Annotated in this window: 12 protein-coding genes; 7 read left to right on the top strand and 5 right to left on the bottom strand. The window is 74.0% G+C overall.

Annotated features, from left to right (window positions below):
• The 4 genes from AC1DZC_RS16565 to AC1DZC_RS16550 all read left to right on the top strand — a co-directional run.
• Positions 1-480: M15 family metallopeptidase (locus AC1DZC_RS16565; protein ID WP_477039655.1), on the top strand; the 480-nt coding region annotated here is incomplete at its 5' end.
• 19 nt (positions 481-499) lie between these two features.
• A complete protein-coding gene (locus tag AC1DZC_RS16560; RefSeq protein WP_477039656.1) occupies positions 500-1,642 on the top strand; it encodes an AAA family ATPase in 1,143 nt (380 codons plus the stop codon).
• A gap of 53 nt (positions 1,643-1,695) precedes the next feature.
• Positions 1,696-2,133, top strand: a complete 438-nt coding sequence (locus AC1DZC_RS16555) for an OsmC family peroxiredoxin (protein WP_477039657.1) — start codon at positions 1,696-1,698, stop codon at positions 2,131-2,133.
• 266 nt (positions 2,134-2,399) lie between these two features.
• The gene (locus AC1DZC_RS16550; RefSeq protein WP_477044026.1) at positions 2,400-5,303 is read left to right on the top strand and encodes an FAD-binding and (Fe-S)-binding domain-containing protein; all 2,904 of its coding nucleotides are present in this window, start codon (positions 2,400-2,402) and stop codon (positions 5,301-5,303) included.
• Here the strand turns inward: AC1DZC_RS16550 and AC1DZC_RS16545 are convergent, their stop codons facing one another.
• Complete coding sequence (locus tag AC1DZC_RS16545; RefSeq protein WP_477044024.1) at positions 5,304-5,756, bottom strand: pyridoxamine 5'-phosphate oxidase family protein; 453 nt, start codon at positions 5,754-5,756, stop codon at positions 5,304-5,306.
• Positions 5,757-5,789: 33 nt separating this feature from the next.
• Positions 5,790-6,224: a DUF6174 domain-containing protein gene (locus tag AC1DZC_RS16540; protein ID WP_477044023.1), complete on the bottom strand. Its 435-nt coding sequence runs from the start codon at positions 6,222-6,224 to the stop codon at positions 5,790-5,792.
• Between the two features lie 86 nt (positions 6,225-6,310).
• Between AC1DZC_RS16540 and AC1DZC_RS16535 the strand changes: the two genes are divergently transcribed.
• Together AC1DZC_RS16535 and AC1DZC_RS16530 are read left to right on the top strand one after the other, a co-directional pair.
• A complete protein-coding gene (locus tag AC1DZC_RS16535; protein ID WP_477039660.1) occupies positions 6,311-6,607 on the top strand; it encodes an MTH1187 family thiamine-binding protein in 297 nt (98 codons plus the stop codon).
• 309 nt (positions 6,608-6,916) lie between these two features.
• A complete protein-coding gene (locus tag AC1DZC_RS16530; protein ID WP_477044022.1) occupies positions 6,917-8,464 on the top strand; it encodes a restriction system modified-DNA reader domain-containing protein in 1,548 nt (515 codons plus the stop codon).
• Between the two features lie 57 nt (positions 8,465-8,521).
• Here AC1DZC_RS16530 and AC1DZC_RS16525 read toward each other — a convergent pair whose 3' ends face one another.
• Positions 8,522-9,487 carry an alpha/beta hydrolase gene (locus AC1DZC_RS16525; protein WP_477044021.1) on the bottom strand — a complete coding sequence of 322 codons (966 nt, stop codon included), beginning with the start codon at positions 9,485-9,487 and terminating at the stop codon, positions 8,522-8,524.
• On the bottom strand, positions 9,484-10,434 hold the full coding sequence (locus AC1DZC_RS16520) for a zinc-binding dehydrogenase (RefSeq protein ID WP_477044020.1): 951 nt from the start codon (positions 10,432-10,434) through the stop codon (positions 9,484-9,486). The genes AC1DZC_RS16525 and AC1DZC_RS16520 overlap by 4 nt, the downstream gene beginning before the upstream one ends.
• 51 nt (positions 10,435-10,485) lie before the next feature.
• On the opposite strand from AC1DZC_RS16520, the gene AC1DZC_RS16515 reads away from it, so the two are divergent.
• Positions 10,486-11,175, top strand: a complete 690-nt coding sequence (locus tag AC1DZC_RS16515; protein ID WP_477044019.1) for a DUF5995 family protein — start codon at positions 10,486-10,488, stop codon at positions 11,173-11,175.
• A 14-nt stretch (positions 11,176-11,189) separates the two neighbouring features.
• Here AC1DZC_RS16515 and AC1DZC_RS16510 read toward each other — a convergent pair whose 3' ends face one another.
• On the bottom strand, positions 11,190-11,900 hold the full coding sequence (locus tag AC1DZC_RS16510; protein ID WP_477044018.1) for a maleylpyruvate isomerase N-terminal domain-containing protein: 711 nt from the start codon (positions 11,898-11,900) through the stop codon (positions 11,190-11,192).
• Between the last annotated feature and the right edge of the window lie 410 nt (positions 11,901-12,310).

The raw sequence follows: 12,310 nt of genomic DNA, 5'->3' as shown, positions 1-12,310 counted from the left end.
GCCCAGGCCGCCGCCGACGCCGCCGCGCAGGCTGCCGCCGACGCCGCCGCCGCCCAGCGCGCCGCGTGGAAGCAGTCCCTGCAGGGCTACGCGAACGGCAAGATCCCCGACTCGGCGCTCTGCGGCGTGAGCTTCGACGCGTCCGTGCGCCTGCGCTGCGACGCCGCCGAGCAGCTCGACGTGCTGAACACCGCGTACAAGGCGGTCTTCGGCGTCGACATGGTCGTCTCGGACTCGTACCGCTCCTACGCCGGCCAGGTCGCCTGCGTGCGCACCAAGGGCTACCTCTGCGCCACTCCCGGCACCTCGAACCACGGCAACGGCATCGCGGTCGACTTCGGCGGCGGGATCGAGACGTTCGGCACCAAGCAGCACGCCTGGATGGACGCCAACGCGGGGGACCTGCAGTGGGTCCACCCGAGCTGGGCCGACATCCGTGGCACCAAGCCTGAGGCGTGGCACTGGGAGTACTCGGGCTGACCGGTCCTACGATCGGGCCATGAGCTCCTCGCAGGGACGCACCTGGCCCCTGGTCGGGCGCGCCGCGGAGCTCGACGACCTCGACGACCTCCTGGCCACCACGGCCGGCGGTCAGGGAGTGACCGTCCTGCTCGAGGGTGAGGCCGGCGTCGGGAAGTCCAGCCTCGTCGACGCCCTGCGCGGGTCCGCCCGGCTGCTCGACGTCCAGCTCAGCACGGCGCGCGCGTCGAGCATGCGCCCCTGGCCGTACGCGCTGCTGTCCGACGCCCTGCTGCAGAGCTCGTCGCGCACCCCGCTCGAGGTCGAGCTCGCGGGCCTGCTGGACACGCTGTACGCGGCGCCGACCGTGCCCGCCGACGAGATCGTGCGCGCCGGCGCGATGTTCGCCGACCTCATGCGCACGCGAGGGGCGTCGCGTCCCTGGGCCCTGGTCCTCGAGGACGTGCACGAGTCCGACGCGGCGTCGCTCGAGGTCCTGCACGAGCTCGCGCACGAGGGGGCGCTGAACCACGCGCTCGTCATCCTGACCATGCGGCCGGTGCCGTACCGGGCCGAGCTCGCCGCCGTCGTCGCCGCCTGGACCCGGGCCGGTGCGCGGCACCTCGAGCTGCGGCCCCTGAGCGGCCGCGCCACCGTCGAGCTGGCCGAGCACCTCGTCGGCGGGTCCGTCGGACCGTCCCTGCGCGGCACGCTGGCCACCACCGGAGGCAACCCGAGGTTCGTCGCGGACGTCGTCCGGACCGCCCGCTCGGCGGGCGCGCTGGTCACGGTGGACGGCACGCACGACACCTCCGGCGTGGACTGGCTGGTCCCGCTGGACGAGGTGGTCCGACGACGCCTGGAGTACCTGGGCAACGACGTCCTGCTCCTGCTCGGCCAGGCGTCCGTGCTGGGGACGTCGTTCGTCATGACCGACCTCGCCCTGCTCGCCCAGGAGCCCGTCGCGGACTGCTGGCGGACCCTGCGGCACGGCCTCGCGGCCGGTGTCGTGCGCGCCCGCGGCGACCGGCTCGTCTTCGGCCACGACCTGGTGCGCGCCGCCTTGTACAACGGGCTGGACCCCGACGACCGGCGCGCCCTGCACGCCCGGGCGGCGGTCGCGCTGCAGGAGGCGGGCGCGCCCGCGCAGATCGTCTCAGCACATCTCGAGCGCGCGCGCTGACCCGGAGATCCTCTTAGCGTGTGAGTGTTCGGCCCACCCACCGAAGGAGAACCATGGCTACCCGTACGTCTCGCACCGCCTGGAACGGCACGCTGCAGGAGGGCGCCGGGCAGGTGGAGCTGACCAGCTCCGGCGCCGGCACGTTCGACGTCTCGTTCCCGCGCCGCACGGCCGACACCGCCGACGGCACGACGAGCCCTGAGGAGCTGATCGCCGCCGCGCACTCGGCCTGCTACTCGATGGCGCTCGCCGGCGAGATCGCCGGCGCCGGCGGCACCCCCGTCGCGCACCAGGTCACCGCCGACGTGACCCTCTCGCCCGACCCCGCGGGCGGCCTGCGCATCAGCGCGATCCACCTGACCGTCCGCGCCGAGGTCACCGGCCTGGACGCCGACGGCTTCCAGGCCGCCGCGGAGGCCGCCAAGAAGGGCTGCCCCGTCAGCAAGGCCCTCACCGGCACCACGATCACCCTGGACGCCGCGCTCGACTGAGCGCCCTCGTCTTCTCCGCTGCGTCCGAGCAGATGTCGGCCCTGACCTGCTTCTGCTCGGACGTTGACACTTCTTTGGCGTTGCGTCCGAGCAGATGTCGGCCCTGACCCGCTTCTGCTCGGACGTTGCGTGCCGTCGGGTTGGTCACGTCGCGTGGATACCTGTGCCGGGGATCACGCCTCCGGTGCGAGACTGCGCGGGTGGTGGCCGTGACCGAGACCGTGACCGTCGACAGCGCGCAGGTCGTGGCGGAGCTGCGCGCTGCGATGCGTGGGGTCGTCGACGACTCCACCCGCCGCCGCGCCGAGTACTCGACGGACGCGTCCAACTACCGCGTCGTGCCGCAGGTGGTGGCGTTCCCGCAGGACACCGACGACGTCGAGGCGGCGCTGCAGGTGTCACGGGACCTCGGTGTCCCGCTGACGGCACGCGGCGGAGGCACGAGCGTGGCGGGCAACGCGGTCGGCACGGGGATCGTGCTCGACTTCTCGCGGCACGTGAACCGGATCCTGTCGATCGACCCGGACGCGCAGACCGCCCGCGTCGAGCCCGGCGTGGTCATGGCCACGCTGCAGAAGGCCGCCGCCCCGCACGGGCTGCGGTTCGGGCCGGACCCGAGCACGCAGGCCCGCGCGACCCTCGGCGGGATGATCGGCAACAACGCCTGCGGCCCGCGCGCCGTGGCCTACGGCCGCACGGCCGACAACGTCCTCGCGCTCGACCTGGTCGACGGGACCGGCCGGCGCCTCGAGGCACGCGCGGGCGCGGGTGCCCTCGACGTGGTCCCGGGTCTCGACGAGCTGGTCCGCTCGCACCTCGAGGTCATCCGGACCGAGCTGGGCCGCTTCGGCCGGCAGGTCTCCGGGTACTCGCTCGAGCACCTGCTGCCCGAGAAGGGCACCGACCTGGCCAAGGCCCTGGTCGGCACCGAGGGGACGGTCGGCACGCTGCTCGGCGCCACCGTCCGGCTGGTCCCGATCGCCGCCGCCCCGGTGCTCGTCGTGCTCGGCTACCCCGACATGCCCGCGGCCGCCGACGCCGTGCCCGCGCTGCTCGCGCACGCGCCGCTCGCCATCGAGGGCATGGACTCGCGCCTGGTGGACGTGGTCCGACGGGTGCGCGGCGCCGCCGCGGTCCCGACCCTGCCGCCGGGCGGCGGGTGGCTGATGGTCGAGGTCGGCGGAGCGAACCTGGACGAGGCTATGGAGCGGGCGCACGCCCTCGCGGCCGACGCCGGCACCACCGCGGTCGGCCTGTTCCCGCCCGGCCCCGACGCGGCGCGCATGTGGCGCATCCGCGAGGACGGCGCCGGCCTCGGAGGCCGGACGCCCTCGGGCGAGCAGGCGTGGCCCGGGTTCGAGGACTCGGCCGTGCCGCCCGCGCAGCTCGGCGCCTACCTGCGCGAGCTCGAGGCGCTCATGGCGTCGCACCGCGTCGACGGCCTGGCGTACGGGCACTTCGGGGACGGCTGCGTGCACCTGCGGCTGGACATCCCGCTCGAGCGGTCGGGCAACCCGCTGCGCGCGTTCATGGAGAACGCCGCGGCCCTCGTGGCCTCGCACGGAGGCTCGCTGTCCGGGGAGCACGGCGACGGGCGCGCCCGCTCCGAGCTGCTCTCGGTCATGTACACGCCGAAGGCCATCGGGCTCTTCGGTGCGTTCAAGGACCTCTTCGACCCGCGCGACCTGCTCAACCCCGGCGTGCTGGTCCGGCCCCGGCCGCTGGATGCCGACCTGCGCCGGCCCTGGGCCCGTCCGCTGCTCGCCGACGGCCACGGGTTCTCGTTCGCGCACGACGCCGGCGACCTGACCACGGCCCTGCACCGCTGCGTCGGCGTGGGCAAGTGCCGCGCCGACAGCACCGCGACCGGCGGCTTCATGTGCCCCTCGTACCTCGCGACGAAGGACGAGAAGGACTCGACCCGCGGACGCGCGCGCGTCCTGCAGGAGATGGCCAACGGCACCCTCGTCTCCGGCGGCTGGTCGTCTCCCGAGGTGCACGAGTCCCTCGACCTCTGCCTGAGCTGCAAGGCGTGCTCGTCCGACTGCCCCGCCGGCGTCGACATGGCTCAGTACAAGTCGGAGATCCTGCACCGTACATATCGCCGCAAGCTGCGTCCGGCGTCGCACTACGCCCTCGGCTGGCTGCCGAGGTGGGCGCGGTTGGTCACCGGGATCCCCGGCGTCGCGGCGCTGACTAACACCGTTCTCCGCATCCGCCCGCTCGCCAAGGTGGTGCTCGCCGGCGGCGGGATGGACACGCGCCGCCAGATGATCACCTTCGCGCGCACCCCGTTCCGCGCCTGGGCCCGCAGCGAGGGTCGCGACGAGGTCACGCTGGCGACCGGCCGCGACAACAACACCGCGGACGTCCGAGCCGGCGGCCGCGCCAGCGACCTCTCGCTCGAACCCAGCGGCGCGGGTCGGCGGCCGAAGGTCGTGCTCTGGACCGACACGTTCTCCGACAACCTCTCGCCGAGCGTCGCCCACGCCGCGGTCGCGGTGCTGCGGGACGCCGGGTACGAGGTGGTCGTGCCGGAGGAGAACGCGTGCTGCGGGCTCACGTGGATCAGCACCGGCCAGCTCGACGGTGCGCGCCGGCAGCTGAACCACCTGCTCGGCGTGCTCGGGCCGTTCGCGGTCAACGGCATCCCGATCGTCGGCCTGGAGCCGTCATGCACCGCCGTGCTGCGCTCGGACCTGCGCGACCTGTTCCCCGACGACCCCCGCGCGGTCGCGGTCGCCCGCGAGACCCGCACGCTCGCCGAGCTGCTGACCGCTCCCGCGCCGATCGGCCCCGGCGACCGCTGGCAGGTGCCGGACCTGTCCGACGTCACCGCGGTGGTCCAGCCGCACTGCCACCACCACTCGGTGATGACGTGGAACCCCGACCGCGCGCTGCTCACCGAGGCGGGCGCCCAGTTCTCGGCGCTCGCCGGCTGCTGCGGGCTCGCCGGGAACTTCGGCATGGAGAAGGGCCACTACGACGTCTCGGTGGCGGTCGCGGAGAACTCCCTGCTGCCCGCGCTGCGCGATGCGGCGCCCGGCGACGTCTTCCTCGCTGACGGCTTCTCGTGCCGCACGCAGGCCGACCAGCTCGCGGGCGTCGAGGGCCTCCACCTGGCCGAGCTGCTCGCCGCGCACCTGCCGTCGCGCGAACCGACCGCCTGACTACGTCCGCTTCAGCTCCGTGAGTCCTCGGCCCGGGTGCCAGGAGCGGACGACCAGGTAGGTCGCGGTCTCGTCGACCCGGGTGTGCACCACCTCCGTGACGTCGAGCGCGAAGGACGACGACCCCGGCGGCTCCTTCTCCGACGGCGGGATGGGCACCAGCCGACCCGCGAGCTTGGCCTCACCGACCCATGCCGACGGGTCCTTGGGCGGCTCCAGCGTGGGGGAGTGGATGGCGACGCGGGGGTCGCGCAGGACGTCGTGGAGCTTGCGGCTGTCCGGCATCATCCCGAGCGTGACCTCGTCGTCGATCTCGAGCTCGGTGCCGGAGATCCGCGGGGACCCGTCGGCCCGCAGCGTGGCCATGGTCTTGTTGGTGCCGGAACGGAACAGCGCCTCGACCTCGTCGGCGAACGCGGGCTCCTGCGCCCGGATGTCGGCCCATCGCGTCATGCCACCAGTTCTACCCGCAGCGACCGACACGGGTCACGGGGCCGGCGTGTAGTCGCTGATCACGTAGCACTCCTCGTCGTCGACGCCCTGAGGGACGGGGTCGAACACGACCTTGGTGAGCATCCCGGTGTCGGGGTCGTACGACGCCTCGGCGGGGTCGTCCGAGGCGGCCCGGGCGGTCAGGGTCTCGATCGTGGGAAAGGTCTCCAGCGGAAGGCCGGCCGCCTCGCGGATGCCGACGGTGTCGAGCCCCTCCACGGCCGCCACCGCGCCCTCGTCGACCGTCAGGGAGAAGGTGCCGTACATCGCGCGCTCGCCGCACGACGACGCGAGCGTGTAGCTGTAGCTCGGAGCCAGCGTGGGCGCTGCCGGGGCTGTGACGGTCGGGGACGGGTCCGCGCTGCAGGCGGTCAGCGTCGACGCGCCGACGAGTGTGGCGACGGCGAGCAGGCGGGCGGATCGGCTCACGGGACTCCCGGGTCGGTGACGGGGCCTCGACGGTAGCGGCGCGGGACGGGTTGGACACCCGCCGCCCGGGGGACCAGGGTGGACGCATGCTCGTTGCCTTCTCCGTCGCCCCGCTCGGTGCGGGCGAGTCCGTGACCGCCGCCGTCGCCGATGCCGTGCGCATCGTGCGCGAGTCGGGTCTGCCCAACCAGACCGACTCGATGTTCACCACCCTCGAGGGTGAGTGGGACGAGGTGATGGACGTGGTCAAGCGGGCCACCGAAGCCGTCGGACGGCACGGCCACCGGGTCAGCCTCGTGCTCAAGGCGGACATCCGCCCGGGCCACACGGGCGAGCTCACGGGCAAGGTCGCACGCGTCGAGGCGGCGCTCGCACAGGACTGAGGGCACCCCCCGACGAACCTCGTCGGCACCCGTCCACGGACCGTCGTGGACCGCCCTCCGAACGCTGTGCCGGGCCTTCGTCGGCGGATCGTCGGGGACGTCGCCGGTGTGCGATGCGCCACGATCGGGGGGCCGAGATCCACGCAACCGGGTGATCGCGCCCAACTGTTACCGACCGGTTCGCCCGAGCGGCTGACGAGCCCAGTTCGCTGTGGGACAGTGTGGTCGCACGCGTGGGCCGAAGGGCTCCGCGGGTGGCAAAGACGACGGTGCCGCGGGCCGCGGCGTGCCCCAGGAAGGCCGGGACGGATGCCCATCTTCGAGCTCGACGAGGGCCGACCGCGCCTAGTCCAGCCGATGCAGCCCCTGGCCGGTTCTTTCGCGCAGGAGGCCGCCGCACTCCTCACGCACCACCTCGCCGCGATCGCCGGCGAACCGCTGTTCGCGGTCCGCTCGAAGACCGCCTCGCCGGACCACGCGGACCTGCCGACGCTGCTGGCGCTCGACGCCACGGGACGCTCGGTCGTGATCGACGTGGGGCAGGTTCTCGACGACGACGCGATCATCTCGGCCCTGCGGCACGCGGGTGCGGCGTCGCGGATGACGACCACGGACCTGGCCCGGGCCTACCACCCGGACCCGTCGCGGTTCGCGATCGACTTCGCCGCGTTCCGCGAGCAGGCCGCGTTCGGCGCGCAGACCACGCGTCGCGAGGGCGTCCGGCTGATCCTGCTCTGCTCCGAGGTCGCCGCTGAGGCGGGCCACACCCTGTCGTTCCTGCGCGGCCCGGGTCGACACGTGGACGTGCTGCAGGTCGGCGTCGTGCGCGGCGAGGACGAGCGCCGGCTGCTCGACGTCTCGCCGCTGGCCACACACGAGGGCGCGCGCCGGTCCGTCGAGCCGACCGCGCTGCGTCTCGTGCGGGCCAGCGAGGGCTTCGCCGGCCCCACGACGACGTTCGAGCCGCCGCGCAAGCCGTCGTCGGGCGAGCTGCGCGCGGTCACCCCGCCCGCGCCCGCACCGTCCGGGATCACGGAGCCGACGCCCATCGTGCGGCGCCCGGCCCCGGCGGAGGAGGCGGCGACCGGTGACGAGGCGGCCCCCGCGCGGACGCCTGCGCCCGTCGGCAAGTACGAGCCGGAGCGGTTCGAACCGGCCGCCCCGACCCCCGTCTCGCACGCGACGCACGAGGCCCCCACCACCCTGACGCCCGTCGTCGGCCTGCGCGCTGCGCAGGACCAGACGCCGCCCCGCGACCACGCGCCGGCGCACCACCTGGCGACCCCCGACGACTCGTCGAACGACATCGACGGCCCGCGCCCGTTCGTCCCGGCGCCCAGCAACACGCACGCCGAGGCGCCCAGCAACGACCAGGTGTCGGCCCCCGAGGAGAGCGACGACGAGGCCGCGGAACCCGCCGAGCCGACGGAGGACTCGAGCCCCGAGGTCGAGACCGTCTGGGCCGAGCTCGCGCGGGCGGCGCACCCGACCCAGCCGCTACGTCCGTCGCGCCCGGTCACGCGCCAGGCGCCCCTGCCGGTCGAGCACTACGGCGGCCCCGAGCGGACTCTCGGCGACGGCATCCCGCTCGCCCTGCCCGAGCTGGCGACGCTGGCCAAGAGCCGTCGCGCCGTCACCACGCTGGTCTGGGTGCGCGCGCGGCGCGGGCAGCGGATCGTCGCGATGCTGCGCTCCGACGGCCTGATCGAGCTGCCGACCGGCGAGGTGTACGCCGACCCGGACACCGCCGCCTCGGTGTCGGTCGCGTCGGAGAACCCGGTCGACGGCTGGCGCGCCTGGCGCCTGGGCGAGGGCGGCCCGACGCTGGCCGAGGCGACGGGCGTCATCCGTCCCTGACGTAGCGCTCGTCGTCGACGACCCGGCGGTCGGTGACGTCGGCCGAGCCCCGGGGGCCTACCCCCAGCCGTAGGCGACGACCCAGCGGTCGATCTCGGCGTAGAAGCGGTCGCGTACCGGCCGCGGCGACAGGGACAGGTCGTGCAGGCCGTCCTTCACGCGGATCACCGTCACGTTCGAGCCGAGCTGCACGGCCCGGCGGGCCAGCAGCTCCACGTCGAGCACGACGTCGGCGGCGCGCATGTCCTCGGTCCACCGCGGGCTGATGATCGTGCGGCTCGAGCAGAGCATGACGATCGGGACGTCGATCGACAGGCCGCGGGCGATGCGCGCGTGCCCGATCGTGATGGCCCGCAGCCAGCCGGCCCGCACGGGGTAGGACGGGGTCGGGCGCCAGGTGGCGTTGTACGTCCACTCGCCGCCGGACGCGACGTCGAGGGTGCGCGCGTAGTAGCCCGGGTCGATGTTCGGCAGGGGGGCCTTGGGCTGGAACCGGGCGAGGCGCGCGACGGCCGGGCCGGACAGGTGCCGCAGCACCGACGACCCCTGCAGCTCGAGCCAGGGGCTGTTCAGCACGAGCCCGCTGACCGCTCCCGGGTGCCGCTGCGCCCACAGGGACGCGATCAGGCCCCCGGTCGAGTGGCCCATGATCATGAGCCGCGCGTGCACCCCGAGCTCGGCGCGGATGACGTCGAGCGACGCCTCCAGCTCCTCGTCGTACGCGTCGAGGTCGTCGATGTAGCCGGGCGTCTGGTGCGGGCGCAGGCTCCGGCCGTACTTGCGCAGGTCGAGGGCGTAGAACGCGGCCCCGCGCGCGTGCCAGTACTCCGCGAGGCCCGTCTGGAAGAAGTAGTCCGACCAGCCGTGCACGTAGAGGATCACGCGCGACCGCCGCAGCGGCTCGGTGGTCGGCGGCGCGTACCTGACCAGCGTCGCCACCACCTCGCCCTCGTCGTCGGGGCGCAGCGGGAGCGTGCGGGCCACGTAGTCGTCGCCGAGGATGTCCGGTTCCCAGCCGGTCACGCGGCGATCTCCAGCACGACCTTGCCGGTCTGGGCGCCCTGCCAGAGGCGTGCGAGCGCGTCCCGGGCGTCGGTCAGCGCGAACGTCGAGTCGACGAGCGGCCGCACCCCCGTCCGGTCCAGGAACGCGATCAGGTCGGCCAGGTCCTCGCGCGACCCCATCGTCGTGCCGGCCACGGTGATCTCCTGGAAGAAGATCCGCGTCAGCTCGGCCGGGCTCGCGTCACCGCTCGTCGCGCCCGCGACCACGATGATCCCGCCGGGCTTCACCGACCGCACCGAGTGCGACCAGGTCGCCCTGCCGACGGACTCCAGCACCACGTCCACCCGCGGCACGCGCGTCCCGGGCTCCACCGCCGCGGCGGCTCCGAGGGACAGGGCGTGGGCCCGTCGTCCCTCGTCGCGACCCGTCACGATGATCTCGATGCCCGCCGCCGCCCCGAGCAGGATCGCCGCGGTGGCCAGCCCGCCGCCGGCCCCCTGCACGAGCACGCGCTGCCCGTGGGTGGCGCCGCCCTTCACGAAGAGCATGCGGTAGGCGGTCAGCCAGGCGGTCGGCAGGCACGCGGCCTCGACGAACGACAGGGACGCGGGCTTGTCGACGAGGTTCTGCGTGGGCACCGCGACCTGCTCGGCCAGCGTGCCGTCGTACTTCTCGGACAGCAGCGAGCGTGGTTCGTCGCCGGGCAGCCCGCCGATGACGCCGTGGACCACGACCTCCCGCCCGTCCGCGGTGATCCCGGCCGCGTCGGTGCCGAGGATCATGGGCAGCTGCTCCGCTCGGAGGCCGACGCCCCGCAACGACCAGAGATCGTGGTGGTTGAGGGACGCCGCTCGCACGTCGACGACGGTCCACCCCTCCCGAGGCTCCGGGGCGGGTCGTTCGCCCACCGCCAGCCCGTTCAGCGGCTCGTCCGGGTCGAAGCTGGCGGCGTAGGCGGCGATCACGGCCCCAACGTAATCCTTCCCGCGGCGCGCGCGACCTGTGATCCTGTGCCCATGACCAGCGGCTCTGTGAAGATCGGGCGCGTCGTCGCCGAGATGGACAAGGTGCGGTCCGGGCTCCCGCACGCCGACGGGCTCGGGGTGTTCCTCGACGTCTACCGACGCGTCACGGCGCTCGTCGCGCTGCGCGTCGTGGACGGCACGTTCCACGACCCGGCGTTCACCGAGGACCTCGACGTGCGGTTCGCCGACATCTTCCTGGACGTCCCCCAGGACCTGGCCGCCAAGCGGGCGGTGTCGAAGGCGTGGAAGCCGTTGATCGAGCGGCGCGCGGTGCCGGGCATCCTGCCGATCCAGTACGCGCTCGCCGGCATGAACGCCCACATCAACCACGACCTGGCGCTCGCGGTCGTCGCGACGTGCGAGGCCCGCGGCGTCGAGCCCGACGACGGGTCCATCCGCGACGACTTCGAGAAGGTCAATGCGGTCCTCGCCGAGGTGGTCCGCCCGATCCGGGACTCGTTCCTCGACGAGGCGATCGTCAAGCACGGCGCCGGCGTCGCGCCGCTGGCCGACCTGATGAGCAACTTCTCGATCGACAAGGCCCGCGACGCCGCGTGGATCTCCGCCCTGACGCTCTGGCACCTGCGCGACATCGCGTTCCTCGAGCGTGCCTTCCGCGACACCCTCGCCCGCAGCGTGGGCATGGTCGGCCGCCAGCTGCTCGTCGTCGTCGACCTCTAGACGCTCTGGACGCTCTAGAGCAGGGGCAGCATCCGGCCCAGGTCCGGGACCGCGTCGCTGGTGTAGCGCGGGTGCAGGGCGATCGCGAGCTCGTCGACGTCGTACGGCTGACGGCCCGCGGCGAGGCGGACCCAGCGGCGGGCGTCGCTGACCTCGAGGTCCCAGCCGCCGCGAGCGACGACGATCCGCAGCAGCGCGTCGGCGACGAGCCGCAGAGCCCCGGGCTCGACGGGGTCGACGCCGCGGGGGACGGAGCGGGCCAGGTCGTCGGCGTGCACGACGAGCTCCAGCACCCGCGAGACCGTCATCGTGCTCAGCAGCACCGGGCCGCGCCGGGCCTGCACGACACGGTCCTCCGGGCCCAGCTCGTCGAGCCGGTCGAACGCCGCCTGCGCGCGCTGGTCCACACCGCCCAGCGGGTCGCCGGCGATCTCGACCGCGAGCTCTCGCGTGACCTGCGCGATCCCCTCCTTGCGCTCGGCGTACGTCCTCACGTACTCGCCGAGCGTCAGCGGGACCGTGCCGTCGGGCAGCGGGACGCAGACGGCGAGGGCCTCCATCGCGCGGCCGAGGTGCGCGACGAGCTCGGCGACCGTCCAGCCGTCCAGCACCGACGGATCGTCGGCGACCTGGTCGTCCACGACGTCGCCCACCCACCGCCGCAGGCGGATCCACTGGTCGTGCAGGGCGGCGGTTGCGTCGGCGAGCTCACCGGAGGGGGACATGGCGCCATCCTTGCGGTCGCGCGCCCGACCCGTCGACCTCGATACGCGTGACGGATCCAGCCGCACCTGGGACTGGTGGGGCTGGTGAGGCGCCGGAGACGTCCAGGGAGTGCACTCGTGTCCCAGGTGCGGCTAGGTCCGCACAGGTGCGGGTCGACCGAGCGCCACGTGGGACGCGTGGGACGGGTGGGGCCGGCGAGGTGCCCCAGGCGTCCCGGGCGATCACCTGCGTCCCAGGTGGCGCCAGGTTCGCGCGGGACGAGCGGCTGGGGCCAGAGGAGAACGGCACCAGCCCCTCGATCTTCAGGCGACGACCGGGCTCGCTCCGGCGCCTCGTCCGGCCGGGGGCCAGAGCGTGAGGCCACCCGGGCTCGCCACCCCCAGACGAGGACGGAGCCCGCCGGCATCGT

It is taken from the genome of Cellulomonas sp. P2_B4, from assembly GCF_056404795.1.
The sequence above is the reverse complement of the archived record's forward strand: the minus strand, read 5'-3'. Positions and strand labels throughout refer to the sequence as shown.